The organism is Streptomyces sp. NPDC033178 (genome assembly GCF_055577685.1).
This window is the reverse complement of sequence record NZ_JBVIPT010000021.1, coordinates 145214-165448: the sequence shown is the minus strand read 5'-3', so window position 1 is coordinate 165448 and position 20235 is coordinate 145214. Positions and strand designations below refer to the sequence as shown.

Sequence of the window (20235 nt, the reverse complement as noted above, 5' to 3'; positions counted from 1 at the left end):
ACAGCCCACCAGTCTACGTGGACACCGCCCGGCCGCTCACCACGAGCCCACGAGCCCGTGAGCCCCTGCTTCTCAGCTCTTCGGGGACGACGGCTCCTTCGGCCGGTCCTCGGCCGGGCCACGCCGCACGGAACCCGGCGCGTTCCAGTCCTGCCGCTTGCGGGCCCGCTTCTTGGCCACCTCGGACGACTCCAGCTGGTACGGCACGGACGTCACCATCACGCCCGGTGTGAACAGCAGCCGCCCCTTGAGCCGCAGCGCGCTCTGGTTGTGCAGCAGTTGCTCGTACCAGTGGCCGACCACGTACTCGGGGATGATCACCGACACCGCGTCGCGCGGCGACTCACGTCGCAGCCCCTTCACGTACTCGATGACCGGCCGTGTGATCTCGCGGTACGGCGAGTCGAGGACCTTCAGCGGTACGTCGATGCCGCGCCGCTCCCACTCCTCGCGCAGGGCCTTCGTCTCGGCCGGGTCGACGTTGACGCTGAGCGCCTCCAGGGTGTCGGAGCGCATCAGCTTGGCGTACGCGAGGGCCCGCAGCGTCGGCCGGTGGATCTTCGAGATCAGCACGACGGAGTGGACCCGGGAGGGGCGCACGCTGTCGTCGGACGGGCCCTCGGGCGCGGCGATCTCCTCGGCGACCCGGTCGTAGTGCTTCCGGATCGCGGACATCGTGGCGTAGAAGATCACCATGCCGAGCAGCGCGACCCAGGCGCCGTGCGTGAACTTGGTGACGAGGACGACGACCAGGACCAGTCCGGTGAAGAAGGCGCCGAACGCGTTGATCGCCCGGGAGCGGACCATGTGGCGGCGCTTGGCCTGGTCCTTCTCGGTGGCCAGGTGGCGGTTCCAGTGCCGGACCATGCCGGTCTGGCTGAGCGTGAAGGACACGAACACGCCGACGATGTAGAGCTGGATGAGCCGCGTCGAGTCGGCGCCGTAGACCCAGACGAGCAGGATGGCCGCGCCGGCGAGCAGCACGATGCCGTTCGAGAAGGCGAGGCGGTCGCCACGCGTGTGCAGCTGGCGCGGCAGGTAGCGGTCCTGCGCGAGGATCGAGCCGAGCAGCGGGAAACCGTTGTACGCGGTGTTCGCGGCGAGGAAGAGCACGAGCGCGGTGGCCGCGGCGAGCACGATGAACAGGAAGCTGCCGTCACCGAACACGGCCTCGGCGACCTGGGAGATCACCGGGTTCTGGACGTAGTCGCCGCCGACCTCGACGCCGTTCTTCAGCAGGTCGTGCGCGGGGTTCTCGGCCATGCGGACGTTGGTCGCCATGGCCAGGCCGATGATGCCGCAGAACATGGTGACGGCGAGCAGGCCCATGGCCGCGAGCGTGCTCGCCGCGTTCTTGGACTTGGGCTTGCGGAAGGCCGGGACGCCGTTGGAGATCGCCTCGACGCCCGTGAGAGCGGCACAGCCGGAGGAGAAGGCGCGCAGCAGCAGGAAGACGAGGGCGAAGCCCGCGAGCCCCTGGTGCTCGGCCTTGATCTCGAAGTCGGCGGTCGGCGCCTTCATGGTGTCGTCCAGGACAATCCCGCGGAACGCACCCCACGCGATCATCAGGAAGACGCCCACCACGAAGACGTACGTCGGGATCGCGAAGAGTTTTCCGGACTCCTTGACCCCGCGCAGGTTCATCAGCGTGAGCAGCACGATCACGGCGATCGCGCAGAGCACCTTGTGCTCGACGACGAACGGGATGGCCGAGCCGAGGTTCTCGATGCCGGACGAGATCGACACCGCGACGGTCAGGACGTAGTCGACGAGCAGCGCGCTGGCGACGGTGAGGCCGGCCTTGGGCCCGAGGTTGGTGTTGGCCACCTCGTAGTCCCCGCCGCCGCTGGGGTAGGCGTGCACGTTCTGCCGGTACGAGGCCACAACGGTGAACATCAGCACGACGACCGCGACGGCGATCCAGGGGCTGAAGTGATAGGCCGACACGCCCGCGATGGAAAGGACTAGGAGCACTTCCCCGGGTGCGTACGCCACGGAGGAGAGCGGGTCGGAGGCGAAGACGGGGAGTGCGATGCGCTTCGGCAGGAGTGTCTCTCCGAGCCGGTCACTGCGCAGTGCGCGCCCGATCAAGATCCGTTTGGGCACGTCGGTCAGTTTGGACACGCAGAGGATCGTAAGCGGTCGAACACGGCCACGCCCACCCTCCCCCGCCCTCGGCGTCGCCCGGAGGACGCAGCGGCCGTCCCTCGTCTGCCCTCCGAGTGAAATCCCGTACGGGCCCGGTTGCGGATTCCACCGCCGGGCGGAGCCGCATGCCTATATGAAAAAAGCCAAAACTTTGCCGCCCCTTGCCACTTCATGGAGGTTCCATGCACGCCACCGCGGAACTCATCGGTGCCGCCGCCGGACTCGTAGGCCTCGGGATCCTCACTCTCGTCAGCGTCCGCAGCATCAGCCGCCGCTGATCGCCAGGATCCCGCGGGCGATCGCGCACGGGGGTGCCCCCCGCGGACCGCGCGTGTGTAGCTTGGGCGTCGGTCTGAGACGCTGTCTTACGCGTGTCAGCCTGAGCAGCAACTTTTCACACCGGAAGGACGGTCGTGCACATCGTCATCATGGGCTGCGGAAGAGTGGGTTCCGCTCTTGCCCAGACCCTGGAGCAACAGGGGCATACGGTCGCCGTGATCGACCAGGACCCCACCGCCTTCCGACGACTGGGCTCCGGGTTCGGCGGCCGTCGTGTCACCGGCATCGGCTTCGACCAGGACACCCTGCGCGAGGCGGGCATCGAGGACGCCGGCGCCTTCGCCGCCGTCTCCAGCGGTGACAACTCGAACATCATCGCTGCCCGGGTGGCCCGCGAGATGTTCGGCATCGAGAACGTCGCGGCGCGTATCTACGACCCTCGCCGTGCCGAGGTCTACCAGCGGCTGGGCATTCCGACGGTCGCCACCGTGCGCTGGACCGCCGACCAGATGCTGCGCCGGCTGCTGCCGTCGGGTGCCGAGCCGCTGTGGCGCGACCCCACGGGCGGGGTGCAGCTCGCCGAGGTGCACGCGTCGACGGCGTGGGTCGGCCAGCGGATCAGCCGGCTCCAGGAGGAGACCGGTGTGCGCGTGGCCTTCCTCACCCGGCTGGGCGAGGCGGTGCTGCCCACCTCGCAGACGGTGCTGCAGGAGGGCGACCTGGTGCACGTGATGATGCGTACGGACGACGTCGAGAAGGTCGAGGCGTCGTTCGCCGAGGGCCCCGAGGAAGAAGGCGGTCACTGATGAGGGTCGCCATTGCCGGTGCCGGTGCGGTGGGCCGCTCGATCGCGGGCGAGCTCCTGGAGAACGGGCACGAGGTCCTCCTGATCGACAAGGCGCCGACCGCCATCTCGGTCGAGCGCGTCCCGCAGGCGGAGTGGCTGCTCGCCGACGCCTGCGAGATCACTTCGCTGGACGAGGCCGCGCTGCAGCGGTGCAACGTGGTCATCGCGGCGACGGGCGACGACAAGGTGAACCTCGTCGTGTCGCTCCTCGCCAAGACGGAGTACGGGGTCCCGCGGGTCGTCGCCCGCGTCAACAACCCCAAGAACGAATGGCTGTTCAACGAGTCGTGGGGCGTGGACGTGGCCGTCTCGACCCCCCGTCTGATGTCGGCCCTGGTCGAGGAGGCGGTGAGCGTCGGCGACCTGGTCCGCCTGCTCCGCTTCAGCCACGGCGACGCCAACCTCGTCGAACTGACCCTGCCCCCCGAGTCCGCCCTCGCGGGCACCCAGGTCGGCGAAGTGGCCTGGCCCGAGGACACGTCCCTCGTCACCATCATCCGCGGCACCCGGGTCCTCACCCCCACCCGGGAGGACTCCCTGGAAGCGGGCGACGAACTCCTCTTCGTGGCGGCCCAGGCCCGCGAGGAACAGCTGGAGGACCTGCTGTCGGTACGCCGCGAGGAGACGACGGGCTGACGGTCTGGAACACGGAAATGGGGCGCCCGGAAAACTCCGGGCGCCCCATTTCAGCCCGTCCGGCGTTTGAGGACGAGGCCGTTCAGGCCGATGCGGGGGTTTGGGGGCGGCAGCCCCCAGCGGCCCACACAGGCACCGCGTACCTAGTCGGCGGACCGAGCAGCAGACTCCCGTTCCTCCGCCGCGCGCTCCTCCGCCTCCATCTCCGCAAAGACATCGATCGGCGGCGGCGCCTTCGCCAGGAAGACCCACGTGAGCCAGACCGCGAGCAGGAACGGCGGGATCTTCAGGGCGATCAGGACCCAGCCGAACTGAGTCGTGTCGGCCCACCAGTACAGCGGGAACAGGATCGCGCACTTGGCGAGCAGAATGAGGCCCCAGGCCCAACTGGCCTTCGCGTACGCCGTCTTGCGCCCCGGATTGCGCGTACGCCAGGAGAGGTTCTCCTTGAAGACCGGGCCGAGAATGAGCCCGATCAGCGGGACTCCCGCAAGCGTCGTGATGATGTAGGCGAGGGCGAGGCCGAGCGTGTAGAGCATGCCCGGCAGGTAGAAGTCCTTCGCGTTGCCCGTCATCATCGCGAAGACCACGCCGAAGGCCACACCGAAGACGCCGCTGAAGGCGTGCTTGACGGTGTCCTTCATGACCAGGCGGACCACGACCAGCAGGATCGAGACACCGAGGGCCGCGATGGCCGCCGAGTGCAGATCCTTGTTGATCGTGAAGATCGTGACGAAGAGCAGGCCCGGCAGGACCGTCTCGATCATGCCCCGCAGACCGCCGAACGCCTCGAAGAGCGCGGCCTCGGTCACCGCCCGCGAATCCCGCTGGGCGTCTTCGGTCGGCTTGTCGAGCGACGTCACCGGCTACTCCCGTCCGAGGGGTCTGAGTTCGTATTTGGGATTGAACAGCACCCGGCGGCCCCGGCTCATCGAGATCCGGCCCGATGCGATCAGCTTGCGCCCCGGTTCTATCCCCACTATGGAGCGCCTGCCGAGCCACACCACGTCCAGGGCGGCCGAACCGTCGAACAGCTCGGCCTCCAGGGCCGGGACACCGGCCCTCGGGCGCAGGGTGACCGTGCGCAAGGTACCAGTAACGGTGACCACCTGTCGGTCACGGCAGTCACCGATACGCGTACAGCCCGCGGTCTCCGTGTCCTCGCGCAGCTCCTCCGACTCCAGGTCCTGCTGGGACGAGGAGAGCCGGTCGATCATCCGCCGGAACCGGCCCGCAGGCTTTTCGGAACGAGGAACAGCGCTCATATCTGAAGCGTACCGGGGGGCGCTGACGTCTACGTACCCCTGGTGCCGTCACTCGAACCGACGTACGACCCGAACCGGGCTCACTTCTCGAACCGGTACCCCATCCCCGGCTCCGTAATGCTGCTTCCCCCCGGGGGGCAACCCCCGGACCCCCGGCCGACTCGGCGCTCACCTTTCGAACCGGTACCCCATCCCCGGCTCGGTAATGAAGTGCCGGGGATGCGCCGGGTCCGTTTCCAGCTTGCGGCGCAACTGGGCCATGTAGACCCGCAGATAGTTCGTCTCGGTGCCGTAGGAGGGGCCCCAGACCTCCTGGAGCAGCTGTTTCTGGCTGACCAGGCGGCCCGTGTTGCGCACCAGCACCTCCAGGAGGTGCCACTCGGTCGGGGTGAGGCGCACGTCGCGGCCGTCCCGGTTGACCTTCTTGGCGGCCAGGTCGACGGTGAAGTCGTCGGTCTCGACGATCACGTCCTCCTCGTCGCCCCCGGTGGGCTCGGCACGGCGGACGGCGGCCCTCAGCCGGGCGAGCAGCTCGTCCATGCCGAAGGGCTTGGTCACGTAGTCGTCGGCGCCCGCGTCGAGGGCCTCGACCTTCTCGTCGGAGGAGTGCCGGGCGGACAGCACCAGGATCGGCACGCGCGTCCAGCCGCGCAGCCCCTTGATCACCTCGACGCCGTCCATGTCGGGCAGGCCCAGGTCGAGCACGACGACGTCGGGGTGCCGGGCGGCCGCGAGCTGCAGCGCGGTGGCGCCGTCGGGGGCCGCGTCGACCTCGTACTTGCGTGCCTTGAGGTTGATCACGAGGGCTCGGGTGATCTGCGGCTCGTCGTCGACCACGAGGACGCGGGTCATGAAGCCTGCCTTTCCGGTTGTACGAGTGCTGCGACGTCCGCGAAGGGTGTCGGGTGGGCGGGGGCCGCCCTGAGAGTGAGGACCATGGTGAGGCCGCCGCCGGGGGTGTCCTCGGCGTCGAGGGTGCCGCCCATGGCCTCGGCGAAGCCCCGGGCGACCGCGAGGCCGAGGCCCACTCCGGAGCCGCGCGGGGCGTCCCCGTACCGCTGGAAGGGCGCGAATATACGGTCCTTCGCCTCGTCCGGGACCCCGCGGCCACGGTCCACCACGCGTACCTCCACGCGGTCTCCGAGCGCGCTGGCGGCGACCAGGACCCGCTCGCCTGCGGGGCTGTACTTGACGGCGTTCTCGACGATGTTGGCCACCGAGCGCTCCAGCAGGCCCGGGTCGACGGCGACCATGGGCAGCGTCTCGGGGATCTCCAGCTCGACGCTGTCCTCCGGTACGCCGCCGAGCGCCATCGGGACGACCTCGTCGAGGTCGATCTCGCGGATCAGCGGAGTGACCGTGCCGGTCTGCAGGCGGGACATGTCGAGGAGGTTGCCGACCAGGTGGTCGAGCCGGTCGGCGCCCGCCTCGATGCCTTCCAGGAGCTCGGCCTCGTCCTCCTCGGACCAGGCCACGTCGTCGGATCTGAGGGACGACACGGCGGCCTTGATCGCGGCCAGCGGGGTCCGCAGGTCATGGCTGACGGCGGCCAGCAGCGCCGTACGGATGCGGTTGCCCTCGGCGAGTGCGCGGGCCTGCTCGGCCTCCTCCTGGAGGCGTTTGCGGTCCAGGACGACGACGGCCTGGGCGGCGAAGGCGGCGAGCACCCGGCGGTCCTCGGCGGGCAGGACCCGGCCCGAGAGGGCGAGCGCGGTGTGGTCGCCGACCGGCATGTCGACGTCCGCGTCCTCGGGGAGCGTCGGCGGGTGCGGGCCGACACTGCCCGCACAGGTCCACGGGTCCACGTCGCTCTCCCGCTCCAGCAGGGCCACCGACTCCATGCCGAAGGTCTCGCGGACCCGCTCCAGCAGGGCGTCCAGGCTGGTCTCGCCACGCAGGACGCTGCCGGCCAGGAAGGAGAGGATCTCGGACTCGGCCCTCAGCCGGGCGGCCTGGTGGGTGCGGCGGGCGGCCAGGTCCACCACTGAGGCCACCGACACCGCGACGCCCACGAAGATCACGATGGCGACGATGTTCTTGGGGTCCGCGATGGTCATCCGGTGCAGCGGCGGGGTGAAGTAGTAGTTCAGCAACAGCGAGCCGAGGGCCGCCGAGGCGAGCGCCGGGAGCAGCCCGCCAAGGAGGGCCGCCGCCACGATCAGCGTCAGGAAGAGCAGCATGTCGTTGGCGAGCCCGAGGTTCGACGCGCCGTGAGTCAGCAGCAGGGCGAGGAGGGCCGGGCCGACGACACCGACCAGCCAGCCCGCGATGATCCGGGACCGGCCGAGCCGCGATCCCCGCGCGGCCGGCAGTCCGCGCCCCTTGCCGACCGCGTCGTGCGTGACGATGTGCACGTCCAGGTCGGGCCCCGACTCCCGGGCGACCGTGGCTCCGACGCCGGGGCCGAGCACGTACTGCCAGGCCTTGCGCCGCGAGGAGCCCAGCACGATCTGGGAGGCGTTGACTCCGCGGGCGAACTCCAGCAGCGCGGACGGGATGTCGTCCCCGATGACGTGGTGGAAGGTGCCGCCGAGGTCCTCGGCGAGGGTGCGCTGGACGGCGAGTTCCTTGGGCGAGGCCGAGGTCAGTCCGTCGCTGCGGGCGATGTAGACGGCGAGCACCTCGCCACCGGCGCCCTTCTCCGCCAGCCGGGCGGCGCGGCGGATCAGCGTACGGCCCTCGGGTCCGCCGGTCAGGCCCACGACGATGCGTTCGCGGGCCTGCCAGGTGGAGCGGATGCCGTGCTCGCCGCGGTACTGCTGGAGGTACTCGTCGACGCGGTCGGCGACCCAGAGGAGGGCCAGCTCGCGCAGGGCGGTGAGGTTGCCCGGGCGGAAGTAGTTGGAGAGGGCCGCGTCGACCTTGTCGGGCTTGTAGATGTTGCCGTGCGCCATCCGGCGGCGCAGCGCCTGCGGGGACATGTCGACGAGCTCGATCTGGTCGGCCCGGCGCACCACCTCGTCCGGGACGGTCTCGCGCTGCCGTACTCCCGTTATCGACTCGACGACGTCACCGAGCGACTCCAGATGCTGGATGTTGACCGTCGAGACGACGTCGATCCCGGCGGTGAGGAGTTCCTCGACGTCCTGCCAGCGCTTGGCGTTCCGTGAGCCGGGGACATTCGTGTGGGCCAGTTCGTCCACCAGGGCGACGGCCGGGGCGCGCTCCAGGACGGCGTCGACGTCCATCTCGGTGAAGACGGTGTCCCGGTAGGGGATCTCCCGGCGGGGGATCCGCTCCAGCCCGTGCAGCATCACCTCGGTGCGCGGCCGGTCGTAGTGCTCGACGAAGGCCACCACGCAGTCCGTGCCTCGCTCGACGCGGCGGTGTGCCTCGGACAGCATCGCGTACGTCTTGCCGACGCCCGGTGCCGCACCGAGGTAGATCCGAAGCTTGCCGCGTCCCATGGCCCCATTGTCTTCCCAAACGCACTGCGTACGCTGCGTCGACCTTACGGCCAACAATCCTGACAAATGGGGTGAGGGGTGGGGTGCGGGACGTCCTTGACAGAACCCTGACGCACGGCCGCGGACCCCTCCGGGCGTCCGCGCTCCACGAACCGGGCCTCAGCGCTCCACGGTCCCGGCCTCAGTGCTCGACGATCTCGCCGTCGCTCAGCTCCAGGACCCGGTCGGCGAGGTCCAGGAGGGCCGCGTCGTGGGTGGCGACGAGCGCGGTGACCCGCTCACTGCGGACGACCGCCCGCAGCAGCTCCATCACCGCGATACCTGTCTCGGCGTCGAGCTGCCCTGTGGGCTCGTCGGCGATGAGGAGCGCGGGCTCGTTCGCGAGGGCGCGGGCGATGGCCACGCGCTGCTGCTGCCCGCCGGAGAGCTCGCCGGGCCGCTGCGCCGCGTGGTCCGCGAGCCCGACCAGGGAGAGCAGCAGCTCGACGCGCTCCTCGCGCTCGCGCGGCTCGGCCCGGCGCAGCCGCATCGGCACGCCCACGTTCTCGGCGGCCGTCAGGATCGGGATGAGACCGAAGGACTGGAAGACGAAGCCGATACGGTCCCGGCGCAGCTCCAGCAGCCCGTTCTCGCCGAGCCCGGAGAGGTCGAGCCCGTCGACGGTGATCCGCCCGTCGTCCGGTTCGTCGAGCCCGCCGACGAGGTTGAGCAGTGTGGTCTTGCCGGACCCCGACCGCCCCTTGAGGGCGACGAGTTCACCGCGCGGTATGTCGAACGAGACGCCGCGCAGGGCGTGTACGGCGGTGGCTCCGCTGCCGTACGAGCGGTGGACGTTCTCGACGCGCACCATCGTTTCGGTGACGACCTGGCTCATGACCCTCCCCCGTGGACCGGGCGCCAGTATCACCGTCCGGCGCCCGGTCGGGCAACGTCTCAGTTCGGGTTGTCGCCGTGCGTGAGCGTCTCCCAGGCGACGAAGAGGTTGTTGCTCCCCGCCGGACGGTTCTGCAGCGTCAGCCGCTCGGTGTTGGTCATGACGTGGCCGAGGCGGTTGCTCAGGGCGTTGTGGCCGACCTCGGTGACGGGCCCGAGCCCGAGGTGCAGCGACCCGCCGCACAGCCAGCTCGGGGGCGCCTCGCCCAGCTGGTACTTGGCCTGGAAGCCGAGCGCGTGCCGCAGCCGCTCGCCGACGTCGGTGCCGTACAGGTCCTGGCCCTGGATGCGGCTGGTCTCGGCGACGTGCGAGATCGCGGAGATGCCGTATCCGGTGTGCGTGAGGTCGCGGCAGGTCTCCTGGGTGAGCCCGTTGACGAAGGTCGACTGCCCGTGCCAGTAGTTGATGATCTTCTGTGCGGTGTCGAGGTTCTGGCTCGGCACGGTCTTCGGCAGCGCGCCGTCGGAGGACAGGTACACGAACGCGGCCGTACGGGTGCGGAACTTCGCCATGGCCTTGTCGTACGACGCCTTGTCCTCCAGGAAGACGGAGATGCCGACGGCCGCCTCCATCATCGACAGCTCCCAGTTGCCGTTGGAGTTCGAGCCGTTGATGATCTCGGGGAGGTACACGGTGCGCAGCATGGTCGCGAAGCGGCCGGAGTTCGCCCAGCCGCCGTCGTACGTGTACTTGATGATCTCGGCGGCCTTGGGCCAGGACGAGCCGGCCCAGCCGGTCTGCAGCGGGGCATTGCTGTTGGTGTGGTCCCGGATCGTCGCGGACCAGGCGTCCATCAGCTCGATCGCCTTCCTCGCGTACCGCGCGTCCCGTGTGACGTACCAGGCGAGGGCCTGGGTGTACGCCGCGATCGCGTCCTCACGCTCGTCGGTGCAGCCGTTGTTGGGGTTCGAGTACGAGCCGCACTCGACGACGGCCCGTGGCTTCGGGGTGCGCGTGAGCGAGCCGTACTTGCTCGCCAGCATCTGGTCGTACGCGCCCTTCCAGGGCTGTGCGCCGGCGTTGACCTGTTGCCGGGCGAAGTCCAACTGGCCGCGGGAGACGGTGACTCCGGGGTGCGTGAAGGTGGCGGGAGCCGCCTCGGCACGGTCGGCGGCGGGCCAGGCGAGGGCGCCCGCCAGGAGGGCGGCGACGGTCCCGACGAGCGCGAAGCGGGATCTGCGGCGATGACGTGGAGGTACCGGGGTGTTCAGCATTGTGGGGGACATCCGTTCTCGTATGTGAACACGGAATGCCTTTATGAACACAGGCGTTGGCGGTGACCATAGGTACGGACCAATTTCACGTCAAGAGAAAAGGCAGCAGAAAAGGAGCGGGAGAGGAGCAGGAGGGAGCGCCGGGAACGACAACGGCCCGTGGGGCTCCGGAAGTCGTCCGGAGCCCTACGGGCCGTTTCGCCGGGACTCAGGCCTTGACCGTGAAGCCGTGCTCCTTGCCGAGCCGCTTCAGCGTCGTCTGGCCCGGGATGCCGTTGGCGTCCGTACCGCTGAAGCCGTACCGGCGCTGGAGGCTCGCGTACGCCTCGACGGTCCTGCTGCCGAAGGAGCCGTCGGCCCACTGGGCGGGCAGCAACCCCTCGGCGACGAGGGCCTTTTCGACGACGAGGACGTCCGACTTGTGGGTCTTGCCGCCCTGGGGCAGACCCGGGTCGCGGCGCGCGGCAGCGACGACGTTGCTGAGGTCGACGACCGGCTTCGACGGCTTGGACGGCGTGTCACCCGTCGCGGGCTTCCCGATCGGGGCCGCCTCGAAGAGCGCGGACTTGTCGATGTTGCCCGGGTCCCAGTGGTCGTTGCCCGGGATGTTGGCGTGGCCGTAGTGGCCGCCCTTGCTCATCCAGATCGTCCGGGGGCGGTTGGTCGCGTCGGCGCCCGAGGTCGCGAGGCGGCCGGCCGGGAAGGTGTCCGGGATCTTCCAGGAGCGGATCGCGGCCATCATGGCCCGGTAGTTGGGCCCCGGCTTCCAGGTGGCGGTGAACGGCTTGCCCGCCCGCCCGAGCACCTCGATCTGGATGCAGACCTTGCCGACGCGGTTGGTCCTCGTCGAACCGTCGTTGCGCAGCGCGCGGGCGCTCGCGTTCAGCGGCCCGTACTGGCCGAGCCGATCGGTCGTCGGGTCGTACAGCAGGTGCGGCTCGGCGGAGACGCTGATCAGATACGCCGACACGGAACGGAACGCGTCGTCGCCGGCGCCGCTCTCCGTGGTGTGCCAGACGACGCGGCCGGGGATCGACGGATGGTCCATCGCGCCTCCGATGCTCCCGTCGCCCAGCCGCTGCGCCTTCTCGATCCAGTTCGTACCCATGCCGGGCCCCCGTGCTCTTTTACGTAGGTCGGTAAGTCGTGGGTGGTACAGGCGAGTTGACGGTTCGGCGTCAACTCCGCCCTGGGTGACGCAGCGTAGCCACTCACGGGTTCCGGTTCAGACGTTTCTTTGTTTTTTCAGCGCAACGAGTGGCCCCTGCTCTTGACGACGAAAATGTGTGAGTGGTTGAGTACTCACATGCAGACGGAACGACGCCGCCACCTGTCCACCGCCGAGGAGCGCCGCGAGACGGTGCTCCGCACCGCCATCGGCGCCTTCGCCTCACGGGGCTACTTCGGCACGACGACCACGGAGGTGGCCAAGGCCGCCGGAATCTCCCAGGCGTACGTCTACCGGCTGTTCCCGAACAAGGAGTCCCTGTTCGCCGCGGTCGTCGAGCACTGCTTCGTCAGGGTGCGCGAGAGCCTGGAAGGGGGCGCGGCCGAGGCGAAGGGCAGCTCACCGGAGGCGGTACTCTCCTCGATGGGCGACGCCTACGCCCGCCTGATCAGCGACAACGACCTGCTGCTCGTCCAGCTGCACGCCCAGGCCGCCGCGGTCTCCGTCCCCGCGATCCGGGACGCCGTCCGCGCGGGGTACGCCCGCACCGTGGAGTACGTGCGCGGCGCCTCAGGGGGCGACGACCGGCAGGTCCAGGAGTTCTTCGCCGTCGGCATGCTCTGCCATCTCGTGGTGTCGATGGAGGCGCAGGATGTGGACGCCCCATGGACGCGCACACTCACGGCGGGCATCCGGCACTACTGACACAACCGCCGCCGGCGGGGCCAGGAGTCACTGAGGGGTCACCCTTCACACCTCGACAGCCCCGCCTCTCTTTTGAACCAAAGAGTGAGTGGTCAACCACACATACTCCACACACCCTCCTGGCGCCCAAGAACTCACAGGAACTCACAGGAATCCGCGAGAAAGGGAACCCGATGTCCAGTACGCGAAAGGGAGCAAGGGCGGTCCGCCCCGGCGCCGCCCTCGCGGTCCTCGCCGCCGCCCAGTTCGCTGTCGCGCTCAGCACGTCCGTCGTCAACGTCGCCCTGCCCGCGGTCCGCGACGGCGCCGGACTGTCGGACACCGGCATGTCCTGGGTCGTGAACTCCTACGGCCTCGCCTTCGGAGCGCTGCTCCTGCTGGGCGGACGGACCGCCGACCTGGTGGGCCGGCGCCACGTCCTCCTCGGAGGCCTCGCGCTGTTCACCGCGGCCTCGGTCGCCGCGGGTCTCGCCACCGGCCCGTGGACGCTGATCACCGCCCGCACCGCACAGGGCGTAGGAGCCGCCGCCGTGGCGCCCGCCGCGCTCTCCCTGGTCATGCGGCTCTTCCCGCCGGGGCCCGGACGTGCCAGGGCACTTGGGGTCTGGGGCGCGGTGTCGGGCGCCGGCGGAGCCGCCGGAGTCCTGCTCGGCGGGGTGCTCACCGAGGGCCTGGGCTGGCCGTGGGTCTTCCACGTCTCCGGACTCGGCGCGGCCGTCGTGCTCGTCGGCACCCTGGTGCTGGTCCCCGCCTCACCGCCCGACGACGACGCTCCCCGGCGGCTCGACCTCGTCGGCACCCTCACCGTCACGGCCGGACTGGTCGCGCTGGTGTACGGGCTCACGTCGGCCGGACGCTCCGGCTGGACCGACCCCTGGGTGCTCGGCTCCCTGGGCACGGCGGCCGTCCTGCTCACGCTGTTCCTCCTGGTCGAGCGGCGCCACCCCGCTCCGCTGCTGCCGCCGCGCCTGTGGACGGAGGGGCTGGTCGCGCCCGCCAACCTCGTCATGACGCTGCTCGGCGCGGTCTGGGTCGGCCTGTTCTTCTTCCTGCCGCTCTATCAGCAACAGGTCCTCGGCGCCGGGCCGTTGGAGACGGGGCTGTCCCAACTCCCCCTGGCGGCCGCGAACATGCTCGGGTCCTGGTTCGCCCCGCGGCTCGCCCGCCGGCTCGGCCCGCACGTCACGCTCGCCGCGGGTCTGCTCACCCAGGCCGCCGGACTGCTGTGGCTGTCCCGGATCACGGCGGACGGCAGCTACCCGACCGACCTGCTCGGCCCGATCCTCGTGATCGGCCTCGGCCTCGGCACCGCGTTCGTCCAGCTCACCGGGGCCGCCGTGACCGGCGTACGGCCCGCCGACTCGGGACTGGCGAGCGGCCTGGTCAACACCACCCGGCAGATCGGCGGAGCCGTGGGCCTGGCCGTCCTCGGCACGCTCGCCGCCTCCCGCACGGCCGCGGCCGCGCACCACCACTCCCCCGCGGCGGCCCTCACCGAGGGCTACCGGCTCGCCTTCCTCGTCTCGGCGGCCGTACTCGCCGTCGGCGCCGTGCTGACTCCCCTCCTGTCCCGCCGCCTCGCGGCACAGCCCCACACCGAGCAGGCCCCGGCTCCCGCTCCCACCCGCTGAACGCCCGTCCGACACCCAGAGAAGGAGATCCCGCCATGACCGCCGAGAACGCCAAGAACACCAGGAACGCCGAAAACGCCAAGAGCGCCAAGAACACACCCGGCCACTCCGTCGACGAGGACGCCCCCGTAGTCGTACGCCTCTCGACCACCGTCGACGCCCCGCTCGCGACCGTATGGGCCCTGCACACGGACATAGGCTCCTGGGCCGACTGGAACCCGGACATCGAGAGCGTCGACTTCGGCAGCCCGCTCGTCCCGGGCGCCTCCTTCCGGTGGCTCACCCACGGCCTCGACATCACGTCCACGATCCGCGAGGTCGTGCCCGGCGAGCGGATCGTCTGGGGTGGTCCGGCGCACGGTATCGAGGGCGTCCACGTCTGGACCTTCGAGGAGACCGGCGAGGCGACCGGCGAGCGGACCGTGACGGTCCGCACCGAGGAGTCCTGGGCCGGAGTCCCGGTCGAGGAGCACCCCGAGGAGATGCGGGAGGCGCTGCGGCAGTCCCTGGAGAGCTGGCTGGGGCGGCTGCGCTCCGAGGCCGAGCGCCGCCGCTGACGCCGTACAGCGCGCGAGGTGCCCGCGTACGCCGGTGTCACCCGCCCCCTCATCCCCCCACTCCACGAGAACCCGCTCCACGAGCGAGAACCCACCAGACGCGAACCCACCAGAAAGGTCACCGTCATGAGTGTCGACAAGCCCTACCTGACCGGCCACTACACCCCCGTCACCGACGAGATCACCGCCACCGCGCTCCCCGTCGAGGGGACGCTGCCGCCCGAGCTGACCGGCCGGCTGATCCGCAACAGCCACAACCCGAAGCCCGGCATCACCCCCACCCACTGGTTCAAGGGCAGCGGCATGGTGCACGGCGTACGGCTGCGTGAGGGGCGCGCGGAGTGGTACCGCAACCGCTGGGTGCACACCTCGGCGCTCGAAGGCGCCCCCTATATGACCGAGCGGGGCCCCGACCTGACCGCCAGCACCGCGGGCACCCACGTCATCGAGCACGCCGGACGCCTCCTCGCGCTGTGCGAGGCGAACCTCCCCTTCGAGCTGACCGCCGACCTGGAGACCGTGGGCGCGTACGACTTCGGCGGCAGGCTGACCTCGGCGATGACCGCGCACCCCAAGGAGGACCCGGCCACCGGCGAACTGCACTTCTTCTCCTCGTCCCCGTTCCCGCCCTATCTGATCCACCACGTGGCCTCGCCCGACGGCCAGGTCCTCGACACCCAGGAGGTCCCGGACGCGAGCGCCGCGCTCAAGCACGACTTCGCCATCACCGAGCACCACGTCGTGTTCCTGGAGGGCTCGGTCACCTTCGACCCGGCCGAGCACTCCGGCATCCCGTACGGCTGGAGCGACGCCCAGCGGTCCCGTATCGGGGTCATGCCGCGCGGCGCGGGAGGCGCGGCCCGCATCCGCTGGTTCGAGATCGACCAGGGGTACGGGATGCACTTCGCCAACGCCTACGAGGACGCGTACGGCCGGATCGTCGTCGAAGGCCCGACGGTGGGCCGTACCGGCTGGCAGCGCTCCTGGAACTGGTGGGTCGGCGCCCCGGACCGCGGCGCGGAGCCCAACTCCGGTTCCAGGACGAGGCGTTGGACCGTCGACCTCGCGGCGGGCCGCGTGAAGGAGGAGCAGACCGACGATCTCACCGTCGAGTTCCCCACCATCAACGACGCCTTCATAGGCCGCGAACACCGCTACCAGTACGCGCTGTCGTTCCCCGACGACCTGGGCATCGGCAACCACACGCTGGTCAAGTACGACCGCCGGGACGGCACCCGCCAGCTGCTGCCGTTCGGCAACGGCCAACTGCCCAGCGAGGCGGTGTTCGTCCCCGCGGCCGACGCCACCGACTCCTCCCACGAGGACGCCGGGTACCTGCTCACCGTCGTCAGCGACCTGAACGCCGACGCGTCCAGGCTGCTCGTCCTGGACGCCTCGGACCTGTCCCTGCCGCCGGTCGCGACGGTCCGTCTGCCACGCCGCGTACCGGCGATGATCCACGGCTCGTGGATCCCGGACGCCGCCTGACGGAAGGTCCCGGGAAACGGCGTTGGGCCGCGCTCCCCCCGAGGGGAGCGCGGCCCAACGCCGTACTTCCGTCTACGCGGCTACCGGACCTCGGTGATCTCCGGTCCGCGCTGCAGCTGACCCATGCCGCCGGAGAAGCGGGAACCGGCCTGCTCCTCCTGCTGGACGCCCTCGGCGACCATCTGCGCGTCGTCCGGCAGCTTCAGCACGATCGGGTCGCGCGGGGCCATCGGACCCTCACCACGGACCACCACGGTGTCCCGGAAGATCGACTCCAGTACGCCGCCGGACTGCGGCTGCACGGCGCCCTGGCCGGAGATCACTCCGCGCAGGAACCACCGGGGCCCGTCCACGCCGATGAACCGGACGACCTGGAAGCCACCCGTCCCGTCCGGCAGCTGCACCGGTACCTGCGCGCGCAGCTCCCAGCCCAGCGGGCCCTCGACCTCGTCGATGACACCGCCCTGCTGCGTGATGCCGGTGGCGATCTCCTCGCGCACCTCGCCCCAGATGCCCTCGCGCTTGGGGGCGGCGAAGGCCTGCAGCTGGACGGCGCTGTCCTTGAGCACCACGGTCGCCGCGACGATGGCGTCGCCCGCGACCTCCACCCGGAGCTCCATGCCGTCGACCCCGGGCACGAAGAGACCGCCCAGGTCGACCCGGCCCTCGGCCGGATCCCGGACCTCTGTGCTGTCCCAGGGGCCGTCGGGGCGCGGCTCGGGCTCAAGCCTCACGCGCTCGCGCTCCGCGTCGTCCGCCTCAGTGTCGACACTGTCGACGACCTGCTCGGCCTCGCCCGCCGCGTCCTCGGCGGCACTGCCCTTCTTGCGACGTCCGAACACGTCACTGTCCTTCCCGGTCGGATACGACCGAAGCGTATCGATTCCCACCCGTTGTGCCGCCCACGGCGGCATGCCCGCCGGTGGACCCGAAGCCCCGTGCGGCCCGCGCCGAGTCGGGAAGCTCCGCCACCTCCTGGAAGCGAACCTTCTCGACCTGCTGGACGACCAGTTGGGCAATCCGGTCGAAGCGCTCGAACCGCACGGACTCGCGCGGGTCGAGATTCACCACGATCACCTTGATCTCCCCACGGTACCCGGCATCAACCGTCCCCGGGGCATTCACCAGAGCGACACCGCAGCGGGCGGCGAGCCCGGAACGCGGGTGCACGAAGGCCGCGTACCCCTCAGGGAGCGCGATGCACACTCCCGTGGGCAGCACGGCCCTCTCTCCGGGTTCCAGTACGCGGTTCTCCGTCGTCCGGAGGTCCGCGCCGGCGTCACCGGGGTGCGCGTATTCCGGAAGCGGTACGTCCGGATCGACGCGCTTGATCAGCACGCCCACCGGAGTCGGGGTCGGGGTCACGGGTTCACCTCGAAGGCACGGGCACGACGGACCTGGTCGGGGTCGTCCATGGCCGCACGGATCTCCTCCGGGCGGCCGTTGTCGATGAAGTGCTCCACCTTCACCTCCAGGAACAGGGCGTCCGCGCGCACGGCGACGGGCCCGTCCGGGCCCCCGATCCGTCCGGTGGCGGACGAGTAGATCTTGCGCCCCGCCACCGCCGTCACCTCGGCCTCCAGATACAGCACGGTGCCGACGGGCACGGGCCGTACGAAGTCGGTCTCCAGCCGTCCGGTCACGGCGATGGTGCGCAGCAGCCAGTTCAGCGAGCCGAGGGTCTCGTCGAGTGCGCTCGCGAGGACTCCGCCGTGCGCGAGGCCGGGAGCGCCCTGGTGGGCCGGCTTCACGGTGAACTCGGCGGTGATCCTCACCCCCTCGCCCGCGCGGGCCTCCAGGTGCAGTCCGTGCGGCTGCTCTCCGCCGCAGCCGAAGCACTCGCCGTAGTGCGCGCCGAGCAGCTCGCCGGCCGCGGGCGCGTCGGGATGCCTCACCGGCGCCACGGCGTCGGCCGGGGGCCGCAGAGCTGAAGATGTACCACTCACAGGCGCAGACCTTACCTCCGCGTCAGCGCCGCGCACGCACCGTGGCAGGCTAGGCCGTATGCAGCTTTCCGCCTCGCCGTACGAAGAACGTCTGACCGCGCCCCGTTCCTGGTGGTTCATCAGCCTGCTGGTGGGTCTCTCGATGGCCCTGATCCTGCTGCCGTTCGGCACGCTTCCCCTGCTGGGGGGCCTCGTCGGCGGCACGGCGGTCGCGGCGGTGGCGGCCAGTTCGTACGGCTCCGTGCGGATCCGTGTGGTGGCCGGTTCCCTGATCGCGGGCGACGCGAAGATCCCGGTCTCGGCCCTCGGCGAGGCCCATGTCCTCGACCCGGAGGAGACGCGCGCCTGGCGCACGTTCAAGGCCGACACCCGCGCCTTCATGCTCCTGCGCTCCTACATTCCGACGGCACTCCGCGTCGAGGTCACCGACCCGGCCGACCCGACGCCGTACCTGTACCTGTCGACCCGCGAGCCGGAGCGCCTGGCGGCGGCACTGGAAGCGGCACGAACGACGACGGCGTAGCCCGGCCTGGACCCGGCTCCCGGCTCCCGGCTCCCGGCTCCCGGCTCCCGGCTCCCGGCTCCCGGCCGAGTTTGGGCCTTGCTCGCACTCGTGTCCCGTACGGAAACTTTCCCTTCCGCGGGTCAGAACTTTGCCTGATTCGGCCAGGGGTCAGCGCCCCAGCTCCTTGGGGATCTCCCCGACGCGCAGCGGATCGGCGGGCTTCTCCAGGGGCGGCAGCGCCGGCAGCGCGTCCCACGGCACCTGAGCCTTGCGGAGGTCCTTGCGGATGCGCTCCGCGAGCTTTCTCGTGTCACGGCGGTTCATGACCGCCCCGACGGCGGCGCCGACCATGAACGGCATCAGGTTCGGCAGATTTCTGACCATGCGCTTCATGATCTGCTGGCGCAGCTCGCGCTTCAGCTGGCCTCCGAGGGCCGCGTTGAGCGTCGACGGTTTGGTCACGTCGATTCCGCGCTCCTCCGACCACGAACTCAGATACGTGGTGGAGCGCTCTCTCAGACTGCCCGGCGGCCGCAGGCCGTAGACCTCGTACAACTCCGCGATCATCTTCATCTCGATCGCGGCCACGCCGGTGATCTCGGCGGCCAGCTCCGTGGGCATCGCCGGAGGTACCGGCATCATCGCGGCCGCGCCGATTCCCGCGCCCACCGTGGAGGTCGCGTTGCAGGCGCCCGCCACGAGCTTGTCCGCGAGCTGCTCCGGGCCGAGGCCCGGGAACTGCCTGCGGAGGGTCGTGAGGTCCCGTACGGGGATACGCGGGGCGTTCTCGATGATGCGGTCGGTGAGGTACGCCAGGCCCGCCCTGGCGCGGCTGCCGCCCTTACGGACACCTTCCTTGACCCCGTGGCCGACCGCGGCGGCCCTGCGTTTGGCGACAGGCGCCTTTGGAACCGGCACCTCCAGGGCACCGGAGGCGCCTGTCGCGTCCCCTGCTTCGAGCGAGGCTGGGTGGCCCCGCTCGTCGTCACGCATGCCGTCCGAGGACGGACCGGCCGCTCCCTGGTCACGAAAGCGGCGCTTCCAGGGCGGGGTCGAGCCTGTCACGGCCGACCCTGCCTCAGTCGCAGTCGCGGCAGATCGGCTGGCCGTTCTTCTCGCGGGCCAGCTGGCTGCGGTGGTGGACCAGGAAGCAGCTCATGCAGGTGAACTCGTCCTGCTGCTTCGGCAGGACCCGGACGGCCAACTCCTCGTTCGAGAGGTCCGCGCCGGGCAGTTCCAGGCCTTCTGCAGCCTCGAACTCGTCCACGTCGACCGCCGAAGTCGACTTGTCGTTCCGGCGAGCCTTCAGTTCTTCAAGGCTGTCCGAATCGACGTCGTCGTCGGTCTTGCGTGGGGTGTCGTAATCCGTTGCCATGTCGCTCTCCCCCTCTGGGTGTCTGCGGTGTCTCCAGCGCACGTAACGCGTGAGAGGCCGGACTTGTGCCCGACCCGAGGCGGAGATTTTGCCTCACATCAAGGTCTGTTACTCAATCGACACCCAATCG

General features: G+C 70.3%; 20 protein-coding genes. 7 read left to right on the top strand and 13 right to left on the bottom strand.

Translation table 11 applies throughout. From position 1 onward, the window contains the following. Positions 1-72 precede the first annotated feature (72 nt). Positions 73-2124 (bottom strand): APC family permease, encoded by a 2052-nt coding sequence (locus ACZ5VQ_RS40225; RefSeq protein ID WP_469109325.1) that lies wholly within the window; start codon positions 2122-2124, stop codon positions 73-75. 437 nt (positions 2125-2561) lie between these two features. Between ACZ5VQ_RS40225 and ACZ5VQ_RS40220 the strand changes: the two genes are divergently transcribed. Both ACZ5VQ_RS40220 and ACZ5VQ_RS40215 read left to right on the top strand, forming a co-directional pair. Further along, the gene (locus ACZ5VQ_RS40220; RefSeq protein WP_055615461.1) at positions 2562-3233 is read left to right on the top strand and encodes a potassium channel family protein; all 672 of its coding nucleotides are present in this window, start codon (positions 2562-2564) and stop codon (positions 3231-3233) included. Then, the gene (locus ACZ5VQ_RS40215) at positions 3233-3910 is read left to right on the top strand and encodes a potassium channel family protein (RefSeq protein ID WP_143638222.1); all 678 of its coding nucleotides are present in this window, start codon (positions 3233-3235) and stop codon (positions 3908-3910) included. The genes ACZ5VQ_RS40220 and ACZ5VQ_RS40215 overlap by 1 nt, the downstream gene beginning before the upstream one ends. Before the next feature lie 143 nt (positions 3911-4053). Here ACZ5VQ_RS40215 and ACZ5VQ_RS40210 read toward each other — a convergent pair whose 3' ends face one another. The 7 genes from ACZ5VQ_RS40210 to ACZ5VQ_RS40180 form a co-directional block, all read right to left on the bottom strand. Beyond that, positions 4054-4773, bottom strand: coding sequence for a DUF3159 domain-containing protein (locus ACZ5VQ_RS40210; protein ID WP_266760783.1), 720 nt, complete (start codon positions 4771-4773; stop codon positions 4054-4056). A 3-nt stretch (positions 4774-4776) separates the two neighbouring features. Continuing rightward, positions 4777-5175, bottom strand: coding sequence for an OB-fold nucleic acid binding domain-containing protein (locus tag ACZ5VQ_RS40205; RefSeq protein ID WP_143638218.1), 399 nt, complete (start codon positions 5173-5175; stop codon positions 4777-4779). A gap of 168 nt (positions 5176-5343) precedes the next feature. Further along, entirely contained in the window at positions 5344-6027 is a 684-nt protein-coding gene (locus ACZ5VQ_RS40200; protein ID WP_362085552.1) for a response regulator, read from the bottom strand. Then, on the bottom strand, positions 6024-8582 hold the full coding sequence (locus tag ACZ5VQ_RS40195) for a sensor histidine kinase (protein WP_469109324.1): 2559 nt from the start codon (positions 8580-8582) through the stop codon (positions 6024-6026). Before ACZ5VQ_RS40195 ends, ACZ5VQ_RS40200 begins: the two co-directional genes overlap by 4 nt. Before the next feature lie 181 nt (positions 8583-8763). Beyond that, positions 8764-9456, bottom strand: coding sequence for an ABC transporter ATP-binding protein (locus tag ACZ5VQ_RS40190; RefSeq protein ID WP_055615456.1), 693 nt, complete (start codon positions 9454-9456; stop codon positions 8764-8766). A 59-nt stretch (positions 9457-9515) separates the two neighbouring features. After that, entirely contained in the window at positions 9516-10742 is a 1227-nt protein-coding gene (locus ACZ5VQ_RS40185) for an alginate lyase family protein (RefSeq protein WP_469109323.1), read from the bottom strand. Between the two features lie 196 nt (positions 10743-10938). After that, positions 10939-11838 carry a peptidoglycan-binding domain-containing protein gene (locus ACZ5VQ_RS40180; RefSeq protein ID WP_469109322.1) on the bottom strand — a complete coding sequence of 300 codons (900 nt, stop codon included), beginning with the start codon at positions 11836-11838 and terminating at the stop codon, positions 10939-10941. Positions 11839-12036: 198 nt separating this feature from the next. Between ACZ5VQ_RS40180 and ACZ5VQ_RS40175 the strand changes: the two genes are divergently transcribed. From ACZ5VQ_RS40175 to ACZ5VQ_RS40160, 4 genes are all read left to right on the top strand, one after another. Further along, positions 12037-12603 (top strand): TetR/AcrR family transcriptional regulator, encoded by a 567-nt coding sequence (locus ACZ5VQ_RS40175; RefSeq protein WP_362085541.1) that lies wholly within the window; start codon positions 12037-12039, stop codon positions 12601-12603. Positions 12604-12776: 173 nt separating this feature from the next. Then, positions 12777-14234 (top strand): MFS transporter, encoded by a 1458-nt coding sequence (locus tag ACZ5VQ_RS40170; protein WP_469109321.1) that lies wholly within the window; start codon positions 12777-12779, stop codon positions 14232-14234. A 35-nt stretch (positions 14235-14269) separates the two neighbouring features. Beyond that, the gene (locus ACZ5VQ_RS40165) at positions 14270-14791 is read left to right on the top strand and encodes an SRPBCC family protein (protein WP_469109320.1); all 522 of its coding nucleotides are present in this window, start codon (positions 14270-14272) and stop codon (positions 14789-14791) included. Between the two features lie 126 nt (positions 14792-14917). Then, positions 14918-16279: a carotenoid oxygenase family protein gene (locus ACZ5VQ_RS40160; RefSeq protein ID WP_469109319.1), complete on the top strand. Its 1362-nt coding sequence runs from the start codon at positions 14918-14920 to the stop codon at positions 16277-16279. An 80-nt stretch (positions 16280-16359) separates the two neighbouring features. Here ACZ5VQ_RS40160 and ACZ5VQ_RS40155 read toward each other — a convergent pair whose 3' ends face one another. The 3 genes from ACZ5VQ_RS40155 to ACZ5VQ_RS40145 are packed head-to-tail and all read right to left on the bottom strand — an operon-like array spanning position 16360 to position 18225. Then, positions 16360-17121, bottom strand: coding sequence for a DUF3710 domain-containing protein (locus ACZ5VQ_RS40155; RefSeq protein WP_055615449.1), 762 nt, complete (start codon positions 17119-17121; stop codon positions 16360-16362). Between the two features lies 1 nt (position 17122). Continuing rightward, positions 17123-17644, bottom strand: a complete 522-nt coding sequence (dut, locus tag ACZ5VQ_RS40150; protein ID WP_469109318.1) for a dUTP diphosphatase — start codon at positions 17642-17644, stop codon at positions 17123-17125. Next, a complete protein-coding gene (locus ACZ5VQ_RS40145) occupies positions 17641-18225 on the bottom strand; it encodes a PaaI family thioesterase (RefSeq protein ID WP_469109317.1) in 585 nt (194 codons plus the stop codon). Before ACZ5VQ_RS40145 ends, dut begins: the two co-directional genes overlap by 4 nt. Positions 18226-18283: 58 nt before the next feature. Between ACZ5VQ_RS40145 and ACZ5VQ_RS40140 the strand changes: the two genes are divergently transcribed. Further along, complete coding sequence (locus ACZ5VQ_RS40140; protein ID WP_200395445.1) at positions 18284-18748, top strand: DUF3093 domain-containing protein; 465 nt, start codon at positions 18284-18286, stop codon at positions 18746-18748. Positions 18749-18898: 150 nt separating this feature from the next. Here ACZ5VQ_RS40140 and ACZ5VQ_RS40135 read toward each other — a convergent pair whose 3' ends face one another. Both ACZ5VQ_RS40135 and ACZ5VQ_RS40130 read right to left on the bottom strand, forming a co-directional pair. Next, positions 18899-19795, bottom strand: coding sequence for a hypothetical protein (locus tag ACZ5VQ_RS40135; RefSeq protein WP_469109316.1), 897 nt, complete (start codon positions 19793-19795; stop codon positions 18899-18901). Between the two features lie 13 nt (positions 19796-19808). Beyond that, positions 19809-20105 carry a DUF4193 domain-containing protein gene (locus ACZ5VQ_RS40130; protein ID WP_005481602.1) on the bottom strand — a complete coding sequence of 99 codons (297 nt, stop codon included), beginning with the start codon at positions 20103-20105 and terminating at the stop codon, positions 19809-19811. Positions 20106-20235: the final 130 nt, after the last annotated feature.